Below are 25824 nucleotides of genomic sequence, written 5' to 3' on the forward strand. Positions count from 1 at the left end.
TTACTGCATGTCGAAAGAAGACAGCTTCGAAATGGAAGGCACTGTCGTCGACACCCTGCCCAACACCATGTTTCGCGTGGAGTTGGAAAATGGGCACGTCGTAACCGCGCATATCTCCGGCAAGATGCGCAAGAACTACATCCGTATTCTTACCGGTGACAAAGTGCGCGTCGAGCTGACGCCCTATGACTTGAGCAAAGGGCGCATCACTTACCGCGCTCGCTAATCAAGTCAATACAAAACGCCCGGTTCTGCCGGGCGTTTTTGTTTGCCCGGGATTTGTCAGCATCCGCTTACTCCATAAAAAAAGCGCCTTTCGGCGCTTTTTTTATACTTGGCTGCTTTAAGCCATTTCGACAGCCGTTTCAAACTCAAAGGTCAATTCGCCATCTTTCAGGTCGATGTGGACCACACCGCCATGATCGGCCAATTCGCCAAAGAGGATTTCTTCCGCCAGCGGGCGCTTGATCTTGTCCTGAATCAGACGCGCCATCGGACGCGCGCCCATCAGTACATCGTAACCACCCGCTGCCAGCCAGCCCCGCGCTGCATCGGTGACGTCAAGCTGTACGTGTTTGTCTTCCAACTGCGCCTGAAGCTCGGTAAGGAACTTGTCCACCACACTTTTGATAACCTCGTGACTGAGGCGACCAAATTGAATAATGGTGTCCAGGCGGTTACGGAACTCCGGCGTGAAGCTTTTCTTGATCGCTTCCATGGCATCGGATGAGTGATCCTGGAAGGTGAACCCGATCGAAGCCCGAGATGCTGTCTCAGCCCCTGCGTTAGTGGTCATGATAATGATCACGTTGCGGAAGTCGGCTTTGCGCCCGTTGTTGTCAGTCAGCGTGCCGTGATCCATGACCTGCAGCAGCAGGTTAAAGACTTCAGGGTGTGCCTTCTCGATTTCATCGAGCAGCAACACGCAATGCGGCTGCTTGGTGATTGCCTCCGTCAGCAAACCGCCCTGATCGAAGCCCACGTACCCCGGAGGAGCACCGATCAGACGCGAGACGGTATGGCGTTCCATGTACTCGGACATGTCGAAGCGCACCAGCTCGACACCCAGCGCTTTAGCCAGTTGACGCGCCGCTTCGGTTTTACCCACACCCGTCGGGCCCGCGAACAGGAATGACCCTACCGGTTTGTCAGGTGACTTGAGCCCTGCACGTGACAGCTTGATGGCTGTCGACAACGAATCAATGGCCGCATCCTGACCAAACACGGTCAGCTTCAGGTCACGCTCAAGGTTGCGCAGGAGTTCTTTATCAGAGCTGGAGACATGCTTTGGCGGAATGCGGGCGATTTTCGCCACGATGTCTTCGACCTGCTCGACCTCAATACGCTTGACGCGCTTCTCAACCGGCTGCAGACGCTGGTAAGCACCCGCTTCGTCGATGACATCAATGGCTTTGTCCGGCATATGCCGATCATTGATGTAGCGTGACGCCAGCTCGGCTGCGGCACGCAACGATTCGTCGCTGTATTCGATGCTGTGGTGCTGTTCAAAACGCCCCTTCAGCCCGCGCAGAATGCCTATCGTGTCTTCAACCGACGGCTCGGAGACATCCACTTTCTGGAAGCGACGCGCCAGTGCCCGGTCCTTCTCGAAAATACCGCGAAATTCCTGGAAGGTCGTGGAACCAATGCAACGGATATCGCCGGAAGATAACAGGGGCTTGAGCAGGTTGGACGCGTCCATCACGCCACCCGATGCAGCGCCAGCACCAATGATGGTGTGGATCTCATCGATAAACAGGATCGCTTGAGGGCGCTTCTTCAGCTCACCCAGCAACGCCTTGAAACGCTTCTCGAAGTCGCCACGGTATTTGGTGCCAGCCAGCAATGCACCAAGGTCCAGCGAATAGACGATGCTATTGGCCAGCAAGTCCGGAACCTGATTATCAACAATACGTTTAGCCAGGCCTTCAGCAATCGCGGTTTTACCCACACCGGCCTCGCCAACCAGCAACGGGTTGTTTTTGCGACGTCGGGCCAGAATTTGAGCCACACGCTCAACTTCATGCTCACGACCAACCAACGGATCGATACGGCCCTGGCGGGCCAGTTCGTTCAAGTTGCTGGCATAGGCGTCCAGCGGATTGCTTGAAGAAGAGGACTCGCCCCCTTCCTCGTCTTGCATGTCTTGCTCGCCGTCAGAATGCTCGCCATGGCCCGGCACCTTGGAGATGCCGTGCGCGATGAAATTCACCACATCAATACGGGCAACACTTTGCTGCTTGAGCAGGAAGACAGCCTGGCTTTCCTGCTCGCTGAAAATGGCCACCAGCACGTTGGCGCCCGTGACTTCGCGCTTGCCGGAGCTTTGGACATGGAACACCGCACGCTGCAAGACCCGCTGAAAACCGAGCGTAGGCTGGGTTTCACGGTCTTCATCGTGAACGGGGATCAGGGGCGTTGTGGAATCAATAAACTCTTGCAGGTCATGCTTGAGTTTGTCGAGGTTTGCGCCGCAGGCGCGTAGAACGGTTGCGGCTGCCTCATTATCTAAAAGCGCAAGAAGGAGGTGCTCTACCGTCATGAATTCATGACGCTTGGAGCGGGCTTCCTTGAAGGCAAGATTGAGGGTGACTTCGAGCTCGCGGTTTAACATGGCTTCACCTCATACCCAAGTGGTCGGCGTTAACCGTCCTTCTCGATTTCACAGAGTAGCGGATGCTGGCTTTCGCGTGCGTACTGGTTTACCTGCATGGCCTTGGTCTCGGCGATGTCGCGGGTAAAGATGCCGCACACTGCCCGTCCTTCTGTATGAACGGCCAGCATGACCTTGGTCGCCAATTCGCGATTCAAGTTAAAAAACACCTCAAGTACTTCGACGACGAAATCCATGGGTGTGTAGTCATCGTTGAACAAAACCACCTTGTACATCGGCGGCGCCTGAAGTGCGGGCTTAGCCTCTTGCACAGCCAAGCCAGCGGAGTCGTCGTCATCAAAATCGGGTCGATCCTGATTGAATGTTAGTCGAATCTGGCTGATTGCATGCATGGAAAGAAAGGTTCGTCGTTGTGCGGTTACAGTGATGGAGGCAGGCGCGTCAAATTTCAACAGCGCCGCCGCGTGACCTTGACTATCGGTAAAACGGTGTTACAACCATTGGTACCCAATGTGGGGAGTAAAGGTCCGCACAGTCAACCACTTTCAGGGTCGATGTGCGAGTGAACTGGATGATACTCCAGTGATGGAGTCGTTTGCAGCAGAGGGATATGAGTATGCAAGGCACGGTCAAGTGGTTCAACAATGCCAAAGGCTTCGGCTTTATCAACACGGACGCCAAGGAAGGCAAAGATGAACAAGGAGACAAGATCGACTTTTTCGCTCACTTTTCAGCCATTGACATGGACGGCTACAAAACGCTTAAAGCGGGCCAGCCAGTCAATTTCGAAATCATTCAAGGCCCCAAAGGCCTGCATGCAGTGAATATTACCAGCACCAAAGTCGCCCCTGCCGCGACCGCCATAGAGGCCAATAGCCTCTCGGTCTGACCCGCCGATCCCACAGTCAGCGCCAAAAAAAGGCCGATTCACTCACGTGAGTCGGCCTTTTCTGTTACTGCAATGCCTACATATGCGCAATCAGCGCATCGCCAAAACCTGAAGACGACACCAGCTTGGCGCCTTCCATCAGACGCTCGAAGTCGTAAGTGACGGTTTTGGCCGAGATCGCACCATTGGTGCCCTTGATGATCAGGTCGGCCGCTTCGGTCCAGCCCATGTGCCGCAGCATCATTTCAGCCGACAGAATGAGTGATCCGGGGTTGACCTGATCCTTGCCCGCGTATTTGGGCGCCGTGCCGTGAGTCGCTTCGAACATGGCAATGGTGTCGGACAGGTTTGCACCTGGCGCAATGCCAATACCGCCGACTTCAGCAGCAAGCGCATCGGACAGATAATCGCCATTGAGATTGAGCGTGGCGATCACATCATACTCTGCTGGCCGCAGCAGAATCTGCTGAAGCATAGCGTCGGCAATGGCGTCCTTGACGATGACATTGCGCCCCGTTTTCGGGTTCTTGAATTGCATCCACGGCCCGCCGTCGAGCAAGGTTGCGCCGAACTCTTGAGCCGCCACTTCATAGGCCCATTCCTTGAAAGCACCTTCGGTGAATTTCATGATGTTGCCTTTGTGCACGATGGTCAGCGACTCGCGGTCGTTATCCACGACATATTGCAAGGCTTTACGCGCCAGACGCTTGGTGCCCTCTTTAGAAACTGGCTTGACGCCAATACCGCAATCCTGATCGAAACGGATTTTGGTCACGCCCATTTCTTCTTTCAGGAACTTGATGACTTTATTGGCTTCGGGCGAACCGGCCTTCCATTCGATGCCGGCATAAATGTCTTCAGAGTTCTCACGGAAGATGGTCATGTCCACATCACCCGGCTTTTTGACCGGACTGGGCACGCCTTCGAACCAACGCACCGGGCGCAGGCAGACATACAGATCGAGTTGCTGGCGAAGAGCCACGTTCAGCGATCGAATACCGCCACCGACCGGCGTGGTCAGCGGCCCCTTGATCGACACAACGTATTCCTTGACGGCATCCAGTGTTTCCTGTGGTAGCCAGGTGTCCTGATCGTAAACCTGAGTCGCCTTCTCGCCTGCATACACCTCCATCCAGGAGATTTTACGCTTGCCGCCGTAGGCCTTGTTCACGGCAGCATCCACTACTTTGATCATGACCGGGCTGATGTCGACACCAATGCCATCACCCTCGATGTAAGGAATGATCGGGTTATCGGGCACGTTCAGGGAGTGGTCTGCGTTGACGGTGATTTTTTCACCTGCGGCTGGAACCTTGATCTTGTTGTATCCCATACTGAACTCCATATGTGGGTTTAACATCTATGCCGCTCTCGAGCGTAACCCAGTTGAATGGGCACGCAAACCGAATGTTCTACATACCCGGTTACATGCCTGCCACAGCGCCCCTGACAACCCCGGATACAAAGGACCTGGCGACAAAACACAGGGCGATATGCGAACGCTTCTTAGACCAATGGATGACCACTGATCCACCTCAGCCCTCGCCGGAACATTAGTGACCTATGTATACTGCGCCGGTGACCGCGGAGTCATCGCGAGGCACCACACTGCAATGAGTCTTTCAGGCCTAGAAAGGCTGAGCCGTTACCCCGGCTCGACCGCTTGACGCTCTACTGATGCATTCACATCACCGCGAAGAACCTCGACTTTCGGCTCATTGTTCACTGTGAACGAAAGCGCCTACCCTGCGCATCTCGAGAATCTGAGCACGCTCAGCAAAGAAGAGAGTTAATCCGAAATGCCCACCCGTTCGAAGATCATCTATACCTTCACCGACGAAGCTCCGGCCCTCGCCACCTATTCACTGCTGCCTATCATCGAAGCGTTCACCGCGCCGGCTGATATCGCTGTTGAGACGCGCGACATCTCTCTGGCAGGCCGAATCCTTGCCAGCTTCCCCGAGCAATTGGGTGCCAAGGCTGTAGCGGACCACCTCGCCGAATTGGGCGCCCTGGCCGTTACCCCTGAAGCCAATATCATCAAGCTGCCTAATATCAGCGCCTCGGTCCCGCAATTGCAGGCCGCGATCAAAGAACTGCAAGCGCAGGGCTTCGATATCCCGGATTACCCTGAGTCTGTAACCACTGACGCCGAGAAAGACGTTAAAGCGCGTTACAGCAAAGTCATGGGCAGCGCCGTAAACCCGGTACTGCGCGAAGGCAACTCCGACCGCCGCGCCCCGCTGTCGGTGAAAAACTACGCGCGCAAGCACCCGCACAAAATGGGTGCCTGGGCCGCAGACTCCAAGTCCCACGTGGCTCACATGAGCGAAGGCGACTTCTACGGCAGCGAAAAAGCAGCCCTGATTGAAGCCCCGGACAGCGTCAAAATCGAATTGATCGCTCAAGACGGCACCACTACCGTCCTGAAAGAAAAAACGGCCGTACAGGCCGGCGAGATCATCGATTGCTCCGTGATGAGCAAAAAAGCCCTGCGCCAGTTCGTAGCGGCCGAAATCGAAGACGCCAAGAAACAAGGCGTACTGTTTTCGGTGCACTTGAAAGCCACCATGATGAAGGTCTCCGACCCGATCATGTTTGGTCAGATCGTGGCCGAGTTCTACAAAGACGCGCTGGAAAAACACGCTGACGTCCTGAAAGAAATCGGTTTCAACCTGAACAACGGCATCGGTGACCTGTACGCCCGCATCAAGGCCCTGCCTGCGGACAAGCAAGCCGAAATCGAAGCGGACATCCAGGCGGTCTACGCCAATCGTCCTGCGCTGGCCATGGTTAACTCCGACAAAGGCATCACCAACCTGCACGTGCCGAGCGACGTCATTGTCGACGCCTCGATGCCCGCCATGATCCGCGACTCCGGCAAGATGTGGGGCACCGACGGTCAGTTGCACGATGCCAAGGCCGTGATCCCGGACCGCTGCTACGCCACCATCTACCAGGCGGTTATCGAAGACTGCAAGCAACACGGCGCCTTCGATCCGACCACCATGGGCAGCGTGCCGAACGTCGGCCTGATGGCACAAAAAGCCGAAGAGTACGGCTCCCACGACAAGACCTTCCAAATCAAGACAGACGGCGTGGTTCGCGTGAGCGACAGCAACGGCAACGTGTTGATGGAACAAAAAGTCGAAGCTGGCGACATCTGGCGCATGTGCCAGGCCAAAGACGCGCCGATCCGTGACTGGGTCAAACTGGCCGTCAACCGTGCTCGCGCCAGCAACACCCCGGCTGTCTTCTGGCTCGACCCAAAACGCAGCCACGACGGCGTGATGATCGAGAAAGTTCAGGCTTACCTGAAGGATCACGACACCAGCGGCCTGGACATTCGCATCATGTCCCCGGTCGAAGCCATGAAATTCACGCTGGAGCGCACCCGCAAGGGTCTGGACACCATTTCGGTGACCGGTAACGTTCTGCGCGACTACCTGACTGACCTGTTCCCGATCATGGAACTGGGCACCAGCGCCAAAATGCTGTCGATCGTTCCGCTGATGAATGGCGGCGGCCTGTTCGAAACCGGCGCTGGCGGTTCGGCGCCCAAGCACGTGCAGCAACTGCTGGAAGAAAACTTCCTGCGCTGGGACTCGCTGGGTGAGTTCCTGGCGCTGGCAGCTTCCCTGGAGCACCTGGGCACGACTTACAACAACCCGAAAGCGTTGGTGTTGGCCAAAACCCTGGACCAGGCCACCGGCCAGTTCCTCGACAACAACAAATCGCCATCGCGCAAAGTCGGCAATATCGACAACCGCGGTAGCCACTTCTACTTGGCACTGTACTGGGCACAAGCCTTGGCAGCCCAGACTGAAGACAAAGACTTGCAAGCCCAATTTGCCCCTGTGGCAAAAGCCATGGCCGAGAACGAAGCAACCATCGTTGCCGAACTCAACGCTGTTCAGGGCAAGCCGGTAGACATCGGTGGTTATTACCACGCCGATGCCGACAAGCTCAGCAACGTAATGCGCCCTAGCGCCACGCTGAACGCGATCATCGCGTCGGTGTAAGAGCAACACCGCAACACCACAAACCCCGGCCCACGACGCCGGGGTTTGTGTTTTTGGCCCCCCGTGTTGCGACACCTGCACATTTGGGGCTTGGCACAAACTTTCTGTAGCATCCAGAACCCCACCACCTTCAAGCCGAGCAGATTTCATGGAATGGAAACCCCACATCACGGTTGCCACAGTCGTCGAGGACCACGGCCGCTTTCTCATGGTCGAAGAACTGAAGCACGAACGTGCCGTGCTTAATCAACCTGCCGGGCACCTGGACCCCAATGAAAGCCTCCTCGAAGCCGCGATTCGCGAAACCTTTGAAGAAACTGGCTATGACGTCGAATTGACCGGCGTGATCGGCATTTACCTGTACACCGCCCCCAGCAATGGTGTGACGTATCAGCGCGTGTGCTTTGCAGGCAAAGTGCTCAAGCATCACCCCGACTCGCCCCTCGATACCGGGATTATCGGCCCACTGTGGTTGACCCGAAACGAACTACTCGCACAGCGCCACCGCTGGCGCAGCGAACTGACCCTGCGCTGCATTGATGATTATCTGGCCGGCAAATTGTTCGACCTCTCGTTAATCCGCCCTTCGGTTTAGCCTTGAGCGCTCGGGCCTGCTAGAATCGCGTCCTTTTTCAAGACACTCATTGAACCCCTATGCGTGATCCAGCCTTAGTCGCCCCCGAAAAACAGCGCGTCATTGTCGGCATGTCCGGCGGTGTTGACTCTTCCGTTTCCGCCGTTCTGCTCATGGAGCAGGGCTATCAGGTGGAAGGCCTGTTCATGAAGAACTGGGAGGAAGACGACGGAACGGATTACTGCACCGCCATGGATGATCTGGCAGACGCCCAGGCCGTGTGCGACAAAATCGGCATCAAGCTGCACACTGCCAACTTTGCCGCCGAATACTGGGACAACGTGTTTGAACACTTCCTGGCCGAATACAAGGCCGGGCGCACGCCCAACCCGGACATCCTGTGCAACCGTGAAATCAAGTTCAAGGCGTTTCTCGACTACGCCCTGATGCTTGGCGCCGACCTGATTGCCACCGGCCACTACGTGCGCCGTCGCGACCTCGACGGCCGCACTGAGCTGCTTAAGGGCCTGGACCCGAACAAGGATCAAAGCTACTTCCTGCACGCCGTCGGCGGCGAGCAAATCGCCCGTACCCTGTTCCCGGTCGGCGAACTGGAAAAGCCCGAAGTGCGCAAAATTGCCGAGAAACACGGCCTGGCGACCGCCAAGAAGAAAGATTCCACCGGCATCTGCTTCATTGGTGAACGCCGCTTCAGCGACTTCCTCAAGCAATACCTGCCCGCACAGCCGGGCGAGATCAAAACCACCGAAGGCGAGGTCATCGGCCGTCATCACGGCCTGATGTATCACACCATTGGCCAGCGGCAGGGTCTGGGTATTGGCGGCCTCAAAGATGCCAGCGACGAGCCGTGGTACGTGCTGCACAAAGACCTCGAAAACAACGAGTTGATTGTCGGTCAGGGTAACGATCACCCATGGCTGTTTTCGCGCGCCCTGCTGGTTTCGGAAATCTTTTGGGTCAACCCGATTGATCTCGGCAGCCCGCTGCGCCTGACCGCCAAAGTGCGCTATCGCCAGAGCGATCAGCCGTGCACGCTGGAAAAAACCGCAAGCGGCTACCGCGCGACCTTCGATGACCCGCAACGCGCCGTTACTCCTGGCCAGTCCGTGGTCTTCTACGAGGGTGACGTGTGCCTGGGCGGCGGCGTGATCGAAGTTGCTGAACCCTGGTCCAACAAGGGCGAACAGGCATGAATGCCACCCAGGAACAACTGATCGCGCTCGGCGGTGTTTTTCTGGCTGCCGTGCTGGTGGACAAGATCGCGCGTACCGGCCAGGTTGGTGAAGCTGACCTGGCCTGCATGCTTGGCACATTGCTGGTGCGCGACCCGAAAGACACGCTGGAAGTGTTTGGCGGCGACGACATCAACCTGCGCGAGGGTTACCGTGCGCTCATCGGCGCCCTTGAGCGCGATCCCAATACCTTGCAGCGCGAACCTTTGCGCTACGCACTGTCGATGCTCAATCTGGAGCGCCAACTGGCAAAGCGCGATGACATGCTTGAACTCATCGGCAAACGCTTGCCGCAGATCCAGTCGCAGGTCGAGCACTTCGGTCCGGCCCATGAAAACGTAGTGGCTGCGTGCGGCGCACTGTATCAGGACACCCTGAGCACCCTGCGACAGCGGATTCAGGTTCACGGCGACATGCGCAACCTGCAACAACCCAACAACGCCGCCAAAATTCGCGCGCTGCTGCTGGCAGGGATTCGCTCGGCACGCTTGTGGCGGCAATTGGGCGGTCACCGCTGGCAGCTGGTATTCAGCCGTCGCAAACTGCTCAAAGAGCTATATCCAATGCTGCGCGGCTAAAAACCGCCAGAACGCACACTTTTGTAACGTCGCTTTCGCGTAAGACGCCGGTCACTTGGCAACGGACCGGCCGTTTTTTTCATGTATGATACGCGCCCCATTTCGTTGCCCGACTGTCCGAGAACACCCCATGAAGCTCTCTTCGCTCACTGCGGTTTCCCCTGTTGACGGCCGCTACGCCGGCAAAACCCAGGCCCTGCGCCCTATTTTCAGCGAGTACGGCTTGATCCGTGCCCGCGTACTGGTTGAAGTTCGCTGGCTCCAGCGTTTGGCCGCTCACGCCGCCATCCCTGAAGTACCGGCCTTCTCCGCCGAAGCCAACGCCGTTCTGAATGAACTGGCCGAGAACTTCTCTCTGGAACACGCCGAACGCGTCAAAGAGATCGAACGCACCACCAACCACGACGTCAAAGCCATTGAGTACCTGCTCAAGGAACAGGCCGCCAAGTTGCCTGAACTGGCCAACGTCAGCGAATTCATCCACTTTGCCTGCACCAGCGAGGACATCAACAACCTGTCCCACGCCCTGATGCTGCGCGAAGGCCGCGATGACGTGATGCTGCCGCTGATGCGTCAAACTGCTGAAGCCATCCGCGAGTTGGCCATCCGCTTCGCCGACGTGCCGATGCTGTCGCGCACCCACGGCCAACCGGCGTCGCCTACCACTCTGGGTAAAGAGCTGGCCAACGTGGTTTACCGTCTGGAGCGCCAGATCGCTCAAGTGGCCGCGGTACCGCTACTGGGCAAAATCAACGGCGCCGTAGGCAACTACAACGCCCACCTGTCGGCCTACCCGCAGATTGACTGGGAAGCCAACGCCCGCGCCTTCATCGAAGGCGAACTGGGCCTGGGCTTCAACCCGTACACCACGCAGATCGAACCGCACGACTACATTGCCGAGCTGTTCGACGCCATTGCGCGCTTCAACACCATCCTGATCGACTTCGACCGTGATATCTGGGGCTACATCTCCCTGGGTTATTTCAAACAGCGCACCATCGCTGGCGAAATCGGCTCGTCGACCATGCCGCACAAGGTCAACCCGATCGACTTCGAAAACTCCGAAGGCAACCTGGGTATCGCCAACGCACTGTTCCAGCACTTGGCCAGCAAGCTGCCAATCTCCCGCTGGCAGCGCGACCTGACCGACTCCACCGTGCTGCGCAACCTCGGCGTGGGTTTTGCCCACAGCGTGATCGCGTACGAAGCCAGCCTCAAAGGCATCAGTAAGCTGGAGCTCAATGCCCAGAAGATCGCTGCGGATCTGGATGCCTGCTGGGAAGTCCTGGCTGAGCCTATCCAGACCGTCATGCGTCGCTACAACATTGAAAACCCGTACGAGAAGCTTAAAGAGCTGACGCGCGGCAAGGGCATTAGCCCTGAAGCGCTGCAGACTTTCATTGATAGCCTTGAAATGCCGGAAGCGGCCAAGGCCGAGCTGAAGCTGCTGACCCCTGCCAATTACATCGGCAACGCGGTCGAACAGGCCAAGCGCATCTGATCGCTGTACGACCTACTAACGCCCGGCCGTGCCGGGCGTTTTTATTCCCGAATACAAAGCGCAACTTTTCAATAGGTTACACATGAATCCTGATCTTCCTCTTCAACTTCTGGGCGGCATCACTGCACGCGAATTCATGCGCGACTACTGGCAGAAAAAACCGCTGCTGATCCGACAGGCAATCCCTGACTTCGAAAGCCCGATCGATGCCGACGAACTGGCCGGTCTGGCGCTTGAAGAAGAGGTCGAATCGCGACTGGTCATCGAGCACGGCGAACGCCCGTGGGAGCTGCGCCGCGGGCCTTTTGCCGAAGATGAGTTCGGCAAATTGCCCGAGCGCGAATGGACCCTGCTGGTACAAGCGGTGGATCAATTCGTGCCGGAAGTGGGCGAGCTGCTGGAGAACTTTCGGTTCCTGCCAAGCTGGCGTATTGACGATGTGATGATCAGCTACGCCGCGCCCGGCGGCAGCGTAGGCCCGCACTTCGACAATTACGACGTGTTCCTGCTGCAAGGGGCCGGCAAGCGCCACTGGCAGATCGGTCAGATGTGCGACTCAGACAGCGCACTGCTGGAACACGCCGACCTGCGTATCCTGGCTGACTTCAAGGCCACCGACGAGTGGACCCTGGAACCCGGCGACATGCTGTATCTGCCGCCACGCCTGGCCCACTGCGGAGTGGCAGTCGACGACTGCCTGACGTACTCGGTCGGTTTCCGCGCGCCAAGCGCAGCTGAAGTACTGACTCACTTCACCGACTTCCTGAGCCAGTACCTGCCCGATGAAGAGCGCTATACGGACGCCGACGCGCAACCGGTCAGCGACCCGCATCAGATCCAGCACGATGCGCTGGATCGCCTCAAAGGGCTGCTCGCTGAGCACATGAGCGATGAACGCATGCTTCTGACCTGGTTCGGCCAATTCATGACCGAGCCAAGATATCCGGAACTCGTGGTTGGCCCCGAACTCGAAGAGGAAGACTTGCTGGGCAGTCTCGACCAGGGCGCGGTATTGATTCGCAACCCGAGCGCCCGCTTAGCCTGGTCTGAAGTGGATGAAGACCTGTTGTTGTTTGCCAGCGGCCAGAGCCGCCTGCTACCGGGCAAACTGCGCGAGCTCTTGAAAATGATCTGTGCGGCTGATGCCTTGCACGCTGAAAACCTCGGCCCATGGCTGGCCGATGAAGATGGACGCAACCTGCTCTGTGAGCTGGTTAAACAAGGAAGCCTGGGGTTCGCTGATGAATAGAATTCACGTACGTGTCGCCGACTGGCAAAAGGATAACGCCGAACTTCGACGCATCCGTGAAGCGGTGTTTATTAATGAACAGCAGGTGCCGCCCGAGCTGGAGTGGGATTCGGACGATAGCAGCGCCGTGCACTTTCTGGCGTTTGAGGGTGATTACCCGATTGGCACGGCCAGGCTCCTGGCTGACGGCCATATAGGCCGGGTATCCGTGCTCAAGGACTGGCGCGGGCTGAAAGTTGGCGACGCGCTGATGCAAGCCACCCTCAAAGAAGCCGAAAAACGCGGCCTGAAAGAGCAGAAGCTAAGTGCGCAAGTGCACGCTACGCCTTTCTATGAACGACTCGGGTTCAAGATTGTGAGCGAAGAGTTTCTGGAGGCGGGCATTCCGCACGTGGACATGGTGCGCTGCGCCTGACACGAGCGATCCCCGTTGCTGGATAAGAAAACGCCCTGCCATCTTCGGATCGCAGGGCGTTTTGCCAAGTGTCATTCAACCTCGTCACATTTGCGCCGACAAACTGGCACACTGCCCTCATCCCTTTTCAAGCCTTGCGGAGATAACAGACATGGTCTTACGCCCCCTCATCGCCGGTCTGATGTTGCTGTTCAGCCTCAACGCCGTTGCCGACACCCAAGTCATCACCCTGAAAAACCGCACCAGCGCAGACTTACTGCCGGTTGCACAGCAGTTTATCGGCAAGGACGGCAACGTCAGCGTTTACGGCAATCAACTTATCGTCGAGGCGCCGTCAGAGAAAATCCAAAGCCTGGAAGCGCTGCTCAGACAACTCGACAAACCTGCACGCCGTTTACTCATCACCGTCGACACCAGCGATAACAACCTGCCGGACACCAACAGCAGCACACGGGTTTACAGCACCGCCAGCCGTGACGGCGGCGTTCAGCAAATTCAGGCCACTGAAGGTGTGCCTGCATTGATCCAGACAGGCCAAAGCATTCCCCAGACCAGCACCCAGACCGACGCATACGGGCGCCTCTCTGCACAAACCACTTACCGCACTGTGACCCGGGGTTTCTACATCACAGCCAGTGTTACAGGTGAAACGGTACACCTGGCGATCAGCACCAACCGCGACCGCATGAGCCAGGAACAACCGGATGTAGTGAACGTGCAAAGTACCGACACACAAGTCAGCGGCCCCCTTGGACAATGGATCACAGTGGCGGGCATCAGCGGCCAGAATCAAGCAGGGCAGCAGGGCCAAACCCTTACATACTCGACCCAAAACCGGGATGACATGACATTGCGGGTCAAAGTCGACGCGCTCGACCAAAAGGGCCAAAACTGACTGACGAGTCGTATTAGACCAAATATGTAGTGCAACCATAAAAGCACTACAAAACGTTTGACGGCTCAAAAAAGCGAAGGCATGATGGCCCCGCTCCCGCCGATCAGAGGCCCTGCAAAGCGCCCCCGACCGCAAGCGAGAAGCCATTCACGCACGTATACGAACAAAATGGTTGTGTGCCTGGTGGAGCAAAAATTTTTCAACCCAGACCTATGCGACGAGGTTTATCACCATGGCACTGACACGCGAACAGCAAATTGCAGCCCTCGAGAAAGACTGGGCCGAAAACCCACGCTGGAAAGGCGTGACTCGCGATTACTCCGCTGCTGACGTGGTCCGCCTGCGCGGCTCGGTTCAACCCGAGCACACCTTTGCAAAAATGGGCGCCGAAAAGCTGTGGAAACTGGTGACTCAGGGCGCACACCCGTCCTTCCGTCCTGAAAAAGATTTCGTCAACTGCATGGGCGCCCTGACCGGGGGCCAGGCAGTACAACAGGTTAAAGCCGGCATCCAGGCTATCTACCTCTCGGGCTGGCAAGTGGCGGCAGATAACAACTCTGCTGAATCCATGTACCCCGACCAGTCGCTGTACCCGGTGGACTCCGTTCCAACCGTGGTCAAGCGCATCAACAACTCGTTCCGTCGCGCCGACCAAATCCAGTGGAAATCCGGTAAAAACCCGGGTGATCAAGGTTACATCGACTACTTCGCACCCATCGTGGCAGACGCTGAAGCTGGCTTCGGCGGCGTACTCAACGCTTACGAGTTGATGAAGAACATGATCGAAGCGGGCGCCGCGGGCGTTCACTTCGAAGATCAACTGGCCTCGGTTAAAAAATGCGGCCACATGGGCGGCAAGGTATTGGTTCCAACCCAGGAAGCGGTACAGAAGCTGACGGCTGCGCGACTGGCTGCCGACGTGGCGGGCGTGCCAACCATCATTCTGGCCCGTACGGATGCTAACGCTGCCGACTTGCTGACCTCTGACTGCGACCCGTACGACAAGCCTTTTGTGTCCGGCGAACGCACCAAGGAAGGCTTCTACAAAGTGCGCGCTGGCCTGGATCAAGCCATTGCCCGTGGCCTGGCCTACGCACCGTATGCCGATCTGATCTGGTGTGAAACCGCCAAGCCGGACCTGGACGAAGCCCGTCGCTTTGCTGAAGCCATCAAGAAGGAATACCCGGACCAGATTCTGTCCTACAACTGCTCGCCTTCCTTCAACTGGAAGAAAAACCTGGACGACGCGACCATCGCCAAATTCCAGCGCGAGCTGTCGGCAATGGGCTACAAGCACCAATTCATCACCCTGGCCGGCATCCACAACATGTGGCACAGCATGTTCAACCTGGCGCATGACTACGCCCGTAACGACATGACCGCCTACGTGAAGCTGCAAGAACAGGAATTTGCTGATGCTGCCAAAGGCTACACCTTTGTTGCGCACCAGCAAGAAGTGGGCACTGGCTACTTCGATGACATGACCACCGTGATTCAGGGTGGCTCGTCCTCGGTCACCGCCCTGACCGGCTCGACTGAAGAAGAACAGTTCCACTGATTGCCCGGCAACCAGTGAAACGACGGCCATTGCCTCGCCTGTAAAGAACAATCGCAATGCCTTGAACATAGCGCCCCGACCGGTTCGGGGCGTTTTTTTATTTGGATTTTGTGAAAATGTGCCCGCACGCCGACCAAAACCTGACCCAGATCCATACATCGAAAACAAAATCAGGTTAAAAAACCAAGTTCGAAACTTGCAACGGCTACATATATAAGCCAACTTGCGCAGGCAGGCTAAGCTGTAAAACAACACACTCGCACCCAAACGATATTCATTATCATTTGTAAGCGATCCGGTGCTTAGCCGTGCAAACAAAACATCATTGCTGAAATAAGCTGTAAGGCCCGCATCACGTGGCCTACGTAGACTTTGGAGGAAGCTATACCACTAAAGGACTGAATTAATTCATCTTAGAAAATTTACTTGCTGGGTGTTTAGCCATAAAATCCCGCCCATCAATTGCGCTGCGACATATCGTCACTGCTTTATTACCTTTTTGAGCTCAGAGACATTGGCTCTCTGTTAAGGATTACCAGCATGCCCGAAGCGACAGGACTCATAGCCCACAACTGGGGCTTTGCCATTTTCCTTCTCGGCGTTGTCGGCCTTTGTGCCTTCATGCTTGGCGTCTCCAGCCTCCTCGGGTCAAAAGCCTGGGGCCGCAGCAAAAATGAACCGTTCGAGTCCGGCATGCTACCCACCGGTGGCGCCCGCTTGCGGCTCTCCGCAAAATTCTATCTGGTCGCGATGCTGTTCGTGATCTTCGATATCGAAGCCCTCTTTCTCTTTGCCTGGTCTGTGTCTGTTCGCGAAAGCGGCTGGACCGGATTCGTCGAAGCTCTCGTTTTCATAGCAATTCTGTTGGCAGGCCTTGTCTACCTATTTCGGGTGGGTGCTCTTGATTGGGCACCGGAAGCTCGTCGTAAGCGGCAGGCCAAGCTGAAACAATGAGGCTTTGGCGATGCAATACGAACTCACCAGGATCGACCCGGATGCTCCTAACGAGCAATACCCGATCGGCAAACGGGAAACCGTTGCCGATCCGTTAGAAGATCAAGTCCACAAAAACATTTTCATGGGCAAGCTTGAAGACGTGCTGAACGGCACGGTCAACTGGGGGCGTAAAAACTCCCTGTGGCCGTACAACTTCGGTCTGTCGTGCTGCTACGTGGAAATGACCACCGCCTTCACGGCGCCCCACGACATCGCGCGCTTTGGCGCCGAAGTTATCCGGGCCTCGCCGCGCCAGGCGGATTTCATGGTTATTGCCGGTACCTGCTTCATCAAGATGGCGCCGATCATTCAGCGTCTCTACGAGCAAATGCTTGAACCTAAATGGGTCATCTCCATGGGTTCGTGCGCCAACTCCGGTGGCATGTACGACATCTACTCCGTGGTTCAAGGGGTGGACAAGTTTTTGCCCGTGGACGTTTACGTACCCGGCTGCCCACCCCGCCCTGAGGCTTTCCTGCAAGGCTTGATGCTCTTGCAAGAGTCGATTGGCCAGGAGCGTCGCCCACTTTCCTGGGTCGTTGGCGAACAAGGCGTGTACCGCGCCGAGATGCCATCGCAAAAGGAACAGCGCCGCGAACAGCGTATTCAGGTGACCAACCTGCGCAGCCCCGACGAAGTCTGATCCAGCCCCGCGTCTTTTTTATAGAACGAGACACTGGCTTCATTCTTTACGTTGAACGAAAGCGATAAAAAACCATGACTACAGGCTCCGCTCTGTACATCCCGCCTTATAAGGCTGACGACCACGATGTGGTTGTCGAACTGAATAACCGTTTTGGCCCTGATGCATTCACTGCCCAGGCCACGCGCACCGGCATGCCGGTGCTTTGGGTTGCCCGCGCCAAACTGGTCGACGTGCTGACCTTCCTGCGCAACCTGCCAAAACCCTACGTCATGCTCTATGACCTGCACGGTGTCGACGAACGTCTGCGCACCAAGCGTCAGGGCCTGCCATCGGGTGCCGACTTCACTGTGTTCTATCATCTGATGTCGCTTGAGCGTAACAGCGACGTCATGATTAAGGTCGCCCTGTCCGAAGGCGATCTGAGCCTGCCGACCGTGACCGGGATCTGGCCGAACGCCAACTGGTACGAGCGGGAAGTGTGGGACATGTTCGGCATCGACTTTGCCGGGCACCCGCACCTGTCGCGCATCATGATGCCCCCGACCTGGGAAGGTCACCCGCTGCGCAAGGACTTTCCTGCACGCGCCACGGAATTCGACCCGTACAGCCTGAGCCTGGCCAAAGTCCAGCTGGAAGAAGAAGCCGCACGCTTCAAGCCTGAAGACTGGGGCATGAAGCGTTCCGGCGAAAACGAGGACTACATGTTCCTCAACCTGGGGCCGAACCACCCTTCGGCTCACGGTGCCTTCCGCATCATCCTGCAACTGGACGGCGAAGAAATCGTCGACTGCGTGCCTGACATTGGCTACCACCACCGTGGCGCCGAAAAAATGGCCGAGCGCCAGTCGTGGCACAGTTTCATCCCGTACACCGACCGTATCGATTACCTCGGCGGCGTGATGAACAACCTGCCGTACGTGCTCTCGGTTGAAAAACTGGCCGGGATCAAGGTACCGGACCGCGTCGACACCATCCGCATCATGATGGCCGAGTTCTTCCGTATCACCAGCCACCTACTGTTCCTGGGGACCTATATCCAGGACGTGGGCGCCATGACGCCGGTGTTCTTCACCTTCACTGACCGTCAACGCGCCTACAAAGTGATTGAGGCGATTACCGGTTTCCGTCTGCACCCGGCCTGGTACCGCATCGGCGGCGTTGCTCACGACCTGCCTCGCGGCTGGGAAAAACTGGTTCAGGAATTCGTCGAGTGGATGCCAAAGCGTCTGGACGAATATCAAAAAGCCGCTCTGGACAACAGCATCCTGCGAGGCCGTACCATCGGCGTTGCACAGTACAACACCAAAGAAGCCCTCGAATGGGGCGTTACAGGTGCTGGCCTGCGTTCTACCGGGTGCGACTTCGACCTGCGTAAGGCGCGTCCCTACTCGGGCTACGAGAACTTCGAGTTCGAAGTGCCGTTGGCGGCCAATGGCGATGCCTACGACCGTTGCATCGTGCGTGTCGAAGAGATGCGCCAGAGCCTGAAAATCATTGAGCAGTGCATGCGCAACATGCCGGCCGGCCCGTACAAGGCGGATCACCCGCTGACCACGCCGCCGCCCAAAGAGCGCACCTTGCAGCACATCGAGACCTTGATTACGCACTTCCTGCAAGTTTCGTGGGGCCCGGTCATGCCGGCCAACGAATCCTTCCAGATGATTGAAGCGACCAAGGGCATCAACAGTTATTACCTGACGAGCGATGGCGGCACCATGAGCTACCGCACCCGGATTCGCACCCCAAGCTTTGCCCATTTGCAGCAGATCCCTTCGGTGATCAAAGGCGAAATGGTCGCGGACTTGATTGCGTACCTGGGTAGTATCGATTTCGTTATGGCCGACGTGGACCGCTAAGCATGAACAGCACGCTTATCCAGACAGACCGTTTCGCCCTTAGCGAAACCGAGCGCTCGGCCATCGAGCACGAGATGCATCACTACGAAGATCCGCGCGCAGCGTCGATCGAGGCGCTTAAGATCGTTCAGAAAGAACGTGGCTGGGTGCCGGACGGCGCGATTTATGCCATTGGCGAACTGCTGGGCATCCCCGCCAGTGACGTCGAAGGCGTGGCCACATTCTACAGCCAGATCTTCCGCCAGCCGGTCGGTCGACACATCATTCGCGTATGCGACAGCATGGTCTGCTACATCGGTGGTCACGAGTCCGTGGTCAGCGAGATCCAGACCAAGCTGGGCATCGGCCTGGGCCAGACCACAGCAGACGGTCGCTTCACGCTGCTGCCGGTGTGCTGCTTGGGCAACTGCGACAAGGCGCCTGCGTTGATGATCGACGACGACACTTTCGGTGATGTCCAGCCATCGGGCGTTGCAACGTTGTTGGAGGGCTACCCATGACCCTGACTTCTTTCGGGCCTGCCAACCGCATTGCGCGCACGGCAGAAACCCATCCCCTGACTTGGCGCCTGCGTGACGACGGCGAGCCGGTGTGGCTTGACGAATATCAAGCCAAAAACGGCTATGCGGCGGCTCGCAAAGCCTTCGCTGACATGGCTCAGGACGACATCGTCCAGACCGTGAAAGACGCTGGCCTCAAAGGTCGCGGCGGTGCTGGTTTCCCCACCGGCGTGAAGTGGGGGCTAATGCCCAAAGACGAATCCATGAACATCCGTTACCTGCTGTGTAACGCCGATGAGATGGAGCCCAACACCTGGAAAGACCGCATGCTGATGGAGCAACTGCCCCATCTGCTGATTGAAGGCATGCTGATCAGTGCCCGTGCACTGAAAACCTACCGTGGCTACATCTTCCTGCGTGGCGAATACACCACAGCGGCCGTGCACCTGCGCCGTGCCGTCGAAGAAGCCAAGGCCGCGGGCCTGCTGGGCAAAAACATTCTGGGCTCGGGATTTGATTTCGAACTGTTCGTGCACACCGGTGCCGGGCGTTATATCTGCGGTGAAGAAACCGCACTGATCAACTCCCTTGAAGGCCGACGTGCCAACCCGCGTTCCAAACCGCCCTTCCCGGCAGCTGTGGGCGTTTGGGGCAAGCCGACATGCGTCAACAACGTAGAGACCTTGTGCAACGTACCGGCCATCATCGGCAACGGCGTTGACTGGTACAAATCCCTGGCACGCGAGGGCAGCGAAGACCACGGCACCAAGCTGATGGGCTTCTCCGGCAAGGTCAAGAACCCCGGCCTGTGGGAACTGCCATTTGGCGTGACTGCGCGCGAGCTGTTCGAAGATTACGCGGGCGGCATGCGAGACGGCTTCAAGCTCAAGTGCTGGCAGCCGGGCGGCGCCGGTACAGGCTTCCTGCTGCCTGAACACCTGGACGCACAAATGTACGCCGGCGGGATCGCCAAGGTGGGTACCCGCATGGGTACGGGCCTGGCCATGGCCGTGGACGACAGCGTCAACATGGTCTCGCTGCTGCGCAACATGGAGCAGTTCTTTGCCCGCGAGTCGTGCGGTTTCTGCACGCCTTGCCGCGATGGCCTGCCATGGAGCGTCAAGCTGCTGATGGCCATCGAGAAAGGTAAAGGCCAGCCGGGCGACATCGAGACCCTGCTGGGTCTGGTGGGTTTCCTGGGCCCGGGCAAGACGTTCTGTGCCCACGCACCGGGCGCCGTGGAGCCACTGGGCAGCGCAATCAAGTACTTCCGTCCAGAATTCGAAGCCGGCATTGCGCAAGCAAAACCCGGTGTTCCACCTCTGGCACGCCCGATTGTAATCGGCGCGTAACGTTCTGAATGAGGGTGGTCCGTGCCGCCCTCTGATCGTTCGATAACGCCGTAAGGCTGGGTAGCTTCGAACGAATAACAAGATTCCATTAGCCACGCCCGCTGACACCGGGCCAACGAAGACCTTTGAACCATGGCCACTATCCACGTAGACGGCAAAGAGCTCGAAGTCGATGGGGCAGACAACCTGTTACAGGCCTGTCTGTCGCTGGGACTCGATATTCCGTATTTCTGCTGGCACCCTGCCCTGGGCAGTGTTGGCGCCTGCCGCCAGTGCGCAGTCAAGCAATACACCGACGAGAACGACACCCGTGGTCGTATCGTGATGTCCTGCATGACCCCGGCCACTGACGGAAGCTGGATTTCCATCGACGACGAAGAAGCGAAAGTGTTTCGTGCCAGCGTTGTCGAATGGCTGATGACCAACCACCCGCACGACTGCCCTGTGTGCGAAGAAGGCGGTCACTGCCACCTGCAAGACATGACCGTGATGACCGGTCACAACGAGCGCCGTTATCGTTTCACCAAACGCACCCACCAGAACCAGGAACTTGGCCCGTTCATCGCTCACGAGATGAACCGCTGCATCGCCTGTTATCGCTGCGTGCGTTTCTATAAAGACTACGCTGGCGGTACTGACCTCGGCGTATTCGGCGCTCACGACAACGTGTACTTCGGTCGCGTTGAAGACGGCGTTCTCGAAAGCGAGTTCTCGGGCAACCTCACCGAAGTCTGCCCGACCGGTGTGTTCACCGACAAAACCCACTCCGAGCGCTACAACCGCAAGTGGGACATGCAATTCGCGCCAAGCATCTGCCACGGTTGCTCCAGCGGCTGCAACATCAGCCCGGGCGAGCGTTATGGCGAATTGCGCCGCATCGAAAACCGCTTCAACGGTTCGGTCAACCAGTACTTCCTGTGTGACCGTGGTCGCTTCGGTTACGGCTACGTCAACCGTACCGATCGCCCGCGTCAGCCGCTGCTGGCCGACGGCAACAAGCTGAGCGTCGACGCTGCACTGGACAAGGCAGCCGAACTGCTGCGCGGTCGCAATATTGTGGGTATCGGTTCGCCTCGCGCCAGCCTCGAAAGCAATTTCGCACTGCGCGAGCTGGTAGGCGCCGAGCATTTCTACTCGGGTATCGAAGCCGGTGAGCTGGAGCGTATCCGTCTGGTGTTGCAAGTCCTCAAGGACAGCCCGCTGCCGGTGCCGAACCTGCGCGATATCGAAGACCACGACGCGATTTTCGTCTTGGGCGAAGACTTGACCCAGACCGCCGCGCGCATGGCTCTGTCGTTGCGTCAGTCGGTCAAGGGCAAAGCCGAAGACATGGCCGACGCCATGCGCGTTCAGCCGTGGCTTGACGCGGCGGTGAAAAACATCGGTCAGCACGCGCTGAACCCGCTGTTCATTGCCAGCCTTGCAGAAACCAAGCTGGACGACGTGGCTGAAGAATGCGTTCACGCCGCGCCGGACGATCTGGCCCGCATCGGTTTCGCCGTGGCTCATGCCCTCGATGCCAGCGCGCCTGCCGTTACCGGACTGGACACTGAAGCTCAGGCACTGGCGCAACGCATTGCCGACGCCTTGCTCGCCGCCAAACGTCCTCTGATCATTGCCGGTACTTCACTGGGCTCCAAAGCCTTGATCGAAGCGGCGGGCAACATTGCCAAAGCCCTGCACCTGCGCGAAAAAGCCGGTTCCATCAGCCTTGTCGTGCCTGAAGCCAACAGCCTTGGCCTGGCCATGCTCGGCGGTGAATCGGTAGACGCCGCGCTGCAAGCGGTGATTGACGGCCAGGCCGACGCCATCGTGGTACTGGAAAACGACCTCTTCACCCGCGTAGATGCCGTGAAAGTGAACGCTGCGCTGGACGCAGCCAAAGTCGTGATCGTTGCCGACCATCAGAAAACCGCCACCACCGACCGTGCCGACCTGGTACTGCCAGCGGCCAGTTTCGCTGAAGGCGACGGCACACTGGTCAGCCAGGAAGGCCGCGCCCAGCGCTTCTTCCAGGTGTTTGACCCACGTTATCTGGACGCCAGCAACCTGATCCACGAAGGCTGGCGCTGGTTGCACGCCCTGCGCAGCACCCTGCTGAACAAACCGGTCGACTGGACGCTGCTGGACCATGTGACTCAGGCTACAGCCGCCTGCACGCCTGAACTGGCCGGCATCGTTGAAGCGGCGCCTTCGGCGGCCTTCCGCATCAAAGGCCTGAAACTGGCCCGCGAACCGCTGCGCTACAGCGGCCGCACGGCCATGCGCGCCAACATCAGTGTGCACGAGCCGCGTACCCCGCAAGACCCGGACACTGCGTTCGCCTTCTCCATGGAAGGCTACTCGGGCTCCGTTGAGCCACGTCAGCAAGTGCCTTTTGCCTGGTCGCCGGGTTGGAACTCGCCACAAGCGTGGAACAAGTTCCAGGACGAAGTCGGCGGTCACATCCGTGCGGGCGATCCAGGCATTCGACTGATCGAAAGCAAGGGCGATTCGCTAAGCTGGTTCGCCAACATTCCGGGCGCATTCAACCCGGCGCGTGGCACTTGGCAAGTGGTGCCGTTCTATCACCTGCTGGGCAGCGAAGAAAACTCTTCGAAAGCCGCGCCGGTACAAGAACGCATTCCTGCCGCCTATATCGCGCTGGCCAAGTCCGAAGCCGATCGCCTGGGCGTTAATGACGGTGCACTGCTCAGCCTGAACGTAGCCGGTGTGAGCCTGCGTTTGCCGCTGCGTATCAATGAAGAGCTGGGTGCTGGCCTGGTGGCATTGCCTGCCGGTCTGGCCGGTATCCCGCCAGCGATCTTTGGCCTTACCGTTGACGGTTTGCAGGAGGCAGCCCAATGACCTGGTTCACGCCTGAAGTGATCGACGTGATTCTCTCGGTGGTCAAAGCCGTGGTAATCCTGCTCGCCGTGGTGGTATGCGGTGCGCTGTTGAGCTGGGTCGAGCGCCGCTTGCTCGCCCTGTGGCAAGACCGTTACGGTCCGAACCGCGTCGGCCCGTTCGGCGCGTTTCAGATCGCCGCTGACATGATCAAAATGTTCTTCAAGGAAGACTGGACACCGCCGTTTGCCGACAAGGTGATTTTCACTTTGGCACCGGTTGTGGCCATGAGCGCCTTGCTGATCGCCTTCGCGATTATCCCCATCACCCCGACCTGGGGTGTGGCGGACCTGAACATCGGGATCCTGTTCTTCTTCGCCATGGCCGGCCTGTCGGTGTACGCGGTGTTGTTCGCAGGCTGGTCGAGCAACAACAAGTTCGCCCTGCTCGGCAGCCTGCGAGCCTCGGCTCAGACTGTTTCGTACGAAGTGTTCATGGGCCTGTCGCTGATGGGTATCGTTGTGCAGGTTGGCTCGTTCAACATGCGCGATATCGTTGAATATCAAGCGCAGAACCTGTGGTTCATCATTCCGCAGATCTTCGGTTTCCTGACCTTCTTCATTGCCGGCGTCGCCGTGACTCACCGTCACCCGTTCGACCAGCCGGAAGCGGAGCAGGAACTGGCCGATGGTTACCACATTGAATATGCCGGTATGAAATGGGGCATGTTCTTCGTCGGTGAATACATCGGGATCGTGTTGATCTCGGCGTTGCTGGTGACTCTGTTCTTCGGTGGCTGGCACGGGCCTTTCGGCATCCTGCCGCAGATTCCGTTTATCTGGTTCGCCCTGAAGACCGCGTTTTTCATCATGATCTTCATCCTGCTGCGCGCTTCTATTCCGCGCCCTCGGTATGACCAAGTGATGGATTTCAGCTGGAAGTTCTGCCTGCCGCTGACCCTGATCAATTTGCTGGTAACCGCCGCAGTCGTGTTGTTGAACACGCCCGCCGGCGCGGTTCAGTGAGGATAGAGACCCATGTTCAAGTACTTGTTTGACATCGTGCATGGCACCTACACCCAGCTTCGCAGCCTGGTGATGGTGTTTGGCCATGCCTTCCGCAAGCGTGACACGCTGCAATACCCGGAAGAACCGGTCTACCTGCCACCGCGTTACCGTGGCCGGATTGTCCTGACCCGCGACCCGGACGGCGAAGAGCGTTGTGTTGCCTGTAACCTGTGCGCCGTGGCGTGTCCGGTAGGCTGCATCTCGCTGCAAAAAGCCGAAACCGAAGATGGTCGCTGGTACCCGGAGTTTTTCCGCATCAACTTCTCACGCTGCATTTTCTGCGGCTTGTGTGAGGAAGCCTGCCCGACCACCGCCATCCAGCTCACGCCGGATTTCGAAATGGCCGAGTTCAAACGTCAGGATCTGGTGTACGAGAAAGAAGATCTGCTGATCTCCGGTCCCGGCAAGAACCCTGACTACAACTTCTATCGTGTTGCGGGTATGGCCGTTGAAGGCAAGCCGAAAGGCGCTGCTCAGAACGAAGCCGAGCCGATCAACGTGAAGAGCTTGCTGCCTTAAGGAAGAACGATGGAATTCGCTTTCTATTTCGCATCGGGTGTTGCTGTCGTGTCCACGCTGCGCGTGATCACCAACACCAACCCTGTGCACGCCCTGCTCTACCTGATTATTTCGCTGATTGCCGTGGCGATGACCTTCTTCAGCCTCGGCGCGCCCTTTGCCGGCGTCCTCGAAGTGATCGCTTACGCCGGCGCCATCATGGTGCTGTTCGTGTTTGTGGTGATGATGCTTAACCAGGGCCCGGCCTCGGTGACGCAGGAGCGTCACTGGCTCAAACCCGGTATATGGATCGGACCGAGCATTCTGTCCGCCATCCTGCTGGCCGAACTGCTGTACGTGCTGTTCGCACAGCAGAGCGGCGCTGCCATCGGTCAAACCACCATTGATGCAAAAGCCGTCGGCGTGAGCCTGTTCGGCCCGTATCTGCTGGTGGTCGAACTCGCCTCCATGCTGTTGCTTGCAGCAGCGGTGACGGCGTTCCACTTGGGCCGCAACGAGGCGAAGGAGCAATAAG

General features: G+C 57.8%; 23 protein-coding genes. 20 read left to right on the forward strand and 3 right to left on the reverse strand.

The window, feature by feature from the left end:
• The first annotated feature begins 7 nt into the window (after positions 1-7).
• Entirely contained in the window at positions 8-226 is a 219-nt protein-coding gene (gene infA / locus HBN68_RS16460; protein ID WP_002553999.1) for a translation initiation factor IF-1, read from the forward strand.
• Positions 227-343: 117 nt separating this feature from the next.
• On the opposite strand, the gene clpA is transcribed toward infA, so the two are convergent.
• The gene (gene clpA, locus HBN68_RS16465) at positions 344-2614 is read right to left on the reverse strand and encodes an ATP-dependent Clp protease ATP-binding subunit ClpA (protein WP_094992609.1); all 2271 of its coding nucleotides are present in this window, start codon (positions 2612-2614) and stop codon (positions 344-346) included.
• Between the two features lie 29 nt (positions 2615-2643).
• Complete coding sequence (clpS, locus tag HBN68_RS16470; protein WP_047274327.1) at positions 2644-3006, reverse strand: ATP-dependent Clp protease adapter ClpS; 363 nt, start codon at positions 3004-3006, stop codon at positions 2644-2646.
• 224 nt (positions 3007-3230) lie between these two features.
• On the opposite strand from clpS, the gene HBN68_RS16475 reads away from it, so the two are divergent.
• A complete protein-coding gene (locus tag HBN68_RS16475) occupies positions 3231-3503 on the forward strand; it encodes a cold shock domain-containing protein (protein ID WP_141232167.1) in 273 nt (90 codons plus the stop codon).
• 76 nt (positions 3504-3579) lie between these two features.
• Here the strand turns inward: HBN68_RS16475 and icd are convergent, their stop codons facing one another.
• Positions 3580-4836: an NADP-dependent isocitrate dehydrogenase gene (gene icd, locus HBN68_RS16480; protein ID WP_094992611.1), complete on the reverse strand. Its 1257-nt coding sequence runs from the start codon at positions 4834-4836 to the stop codon at positions 3580-3582.
• A gap of 466 nt (positions 4837-5302) precedes the next feature.
• On the opposite strand from icd, the gene HBN68_RS16485 reads away from it, so the two are divergent.
• The 18 genes from HBN68_RS16485 (at position 5303) to nuoJ (ending at position 25823) form a co-directional block, all read left to right on the forward strand.
• Complete coding sequence (locus HBN68_RS16485; protein ID WP_169965322.1) at positions 5303-7525, forward strand: NADP-dependent isocitrate dehydrogenase; 2223 nt, start codon at positions 5303-5305, stop codon at positions 7523-7525.
• A 148-nt stretch (positions 7526-7673) separates the two neighbouring features.
• Complete coding sequence (locus HBN68_RS16490; protein ID WP_169965324.1) at positions 7674-8120, forward strand: NUDIX hydrolase; 447 nt, start codon at positions 7674-7676, stop codon at positions 8118-8120.
• Positions 8121-8179: 59 nt separating this feature from the next.
• Complete coding sequence (gene mnmA, locus HBN68_RS16495) at positions 8180-9313, forward strand: tRNA 2-thiouridine(34) synthase MnmA (protein ID WP_169965326.1); 1134 nt, start codon at positions 8180-8182, stop codon at positions 9311-9313.
• On the forward strand, positions 9310-9930 hold the full coding sequence (hflD, locus tag HBN68_RS16500) for a high frequency lysogenization protein HflD (protein ID WP_070411976.1): 621 nt from the start codon (positions 9310-9312) through the stop codon (positions 9928-9930). Before mnmA ends, hflD begins: the two co-directional genes overlap by 4 nt.
• A gap of 130 nt (positions 9931-10060) precedes the next feature.
• Positions 10061-11431, forward strand: a complete 1371-nt coding sequence (gene purB / locus HBN68_RS16505) for an adenylosuccinate lyase (RefSeq protein WP_169965328.1) — start codon at positions 10061-10063, stop codon at positions 11429-11431.
• A gap of 82 nt (positions 11432-11513) precedes the next feature.
• The gene (locus HBN68_RS16510; RefSeq protein WP_169965330.1) at positions 11514-12680 is read left to right on the forward strand and encodes a cupin domain-containing protein; all 1167 of its coding nucleotides are present in this window, start codon (positions 11514-11516) and stop codon (positions 12678-12680) included.
• Positions 12673-13095, forward strand: coding sequence for a GNAT family N-acetyltransferase (locus HBN68_RS16515; protein WP_094992616.1), 423 nt, complete (start codon positions 12673-12675; stop codon positions 13093-13095). Before HBN68_RS16510 ends, HBN68_RS16515 begins: the two co-directional genes overlap by 8 nt.
• A gap of 151 nt (positions 13096-13246) precedes the next feature.
• Complete coding sequence (locus HBN68_RS16520; RefSeq protein ID WP_094992617.1) at positions 13247-13990, forward strand: secretin N-terminal domain-containing protein; 744 nt, start codon at positions 13247-13249, stop codon at positions 13988-13990.
• Between the two features lie 232 nt (positions 13991-14222).
• A complete protein-coding gene (gene aceA, locus HBN68_RS16525) occupies positions 14223-15548 on the forward strand; it encodes an isocitrate lyase (protein WP_047274311.1) in 1326 nt (441 codons plus the stop codon).
• A 540-nt stretch (positions 15549-16088) separates the two neighbouring features.
• A complete protein-coding gene (locus tag HBN68_RS16530) occupies positions 16089-16502 on the forward strand; it encodes an NADH-quinone oxidoreductase subunit A (RefSeq protein ID WP_003446990.1) in 414 nt (137 codons plus the stop codon).
• A gap of 10 nt (positions 16503-16512) precedes the next feature.
• A complete protein-coding gene (locus HBN68_RS16535) occupies positions 16513-17187 on the forward strand; it encodes an NADH-quinone oxidoreductase subunit B (protein WP_094992618.1) in 675 nt (224 codons plus the stop codon).
• A 74-nt stretch (positions 17188-17261) separates the two neighbouring features.
• Positions 17262-19046 (forward strand): NADH-quinone oxidoreductase subunit C/D, encoded by a 1785-nt coding sequence (nuoC, locus tag HBN68_RS16540; RefSeq protein WP_094992619.1) that lies wholly within the window; start codon positions 17262-17264, stop codon positions 19044-19046.
• A 2-nt stretch (positions 19047-19048) separates the two neighbouring features.
• A complete protein-coding gene (nuoE, locus tag HBN68_RS16545) occupies positions 19049-19546 on the forward strand; it encodes an NADH-quinone oxidoreductase subunit NuoE (RefSeq protein ID WP_047274305.1) in 498 nt (165 codons plus the stop codon).
• A complete protein-coding gene (gene nuoF / locus HBN68_RS16550; RefSeq protein ID WP_169965332.1) occupies positions 19543-20898 on the forward strand; it encodes an NADH-quinone oxidoreductase subunit NuoF in 1356 nt (451 codons plus the stop codon). The genes nuoE and nuoF overlap by 4 nt, the downstream gene beginning before the upstream one ends.
• 132 nt (positions 20899-21030) lie before the next feature.
• Positions 21031-23745, forward strand: a complete 2715-nt coding sequence (gene nuoG, locus HBN68_RS16555; protein ID WP_094992621.1) for an NADH-quinone oxidoreductase subunit NuoG — start codon at positions 21031-21033, stop codon at positions 23743-23745.
• Positions 23742-24749 (forward strand): NADH-quinone oxidoreductase subunit NuoH, encoded by a 1008-nt coding sequence (nuoH, locus tag HBN68_RS16560; protein ID WP_047274301.1) that lies wholly within the window; start codon positions 23742-23744, stop codon positions 24747-24749. Before nuoG ends, nuoH begins: the two co-directional genes overlap by 4 nt.
• 12 nt (positions 24750-24761) lie before the next feature.
• On the forward strand, positions 24762-25310 hold the full coding sequence (nuoI, locus tag HBN68_RS16565) for an NADH-quinone oxidoreductase subunit NuoI (RefSeq protein WP_016780194.1): 549 nt from the start codon (positions 24762-24764) through the stop codon (positions 25308-25310).
• A gap of 9 nt (positions 25311-25319) precedes the next feature.
• Positions 25320-25823: an NADH-quinone oxidoreductase subunit J gene (gene nuoJ / locus HBN68_RS16570; protein WP_169965334.1), complete on the forward strand. Its 504-nt coding sequence runs from the start codon at positions 25320-25322 to the stop codon at positions 25821-25823.
• The last annotated feature ends 1 nt before the right edge of the window (position 25824 follow it).

The sequence above is a fragment of the Pseudomonas sp. WS 5078 genome, from assembly GCF_012985745.1.
Lineage (GTDB): Bacteria > Pseudomonadota > Gammaproteobacteria > Pseudomonadales > Pseudomonadaceae > Aquipseudomonas > Aquipseudomonas lundensis_A.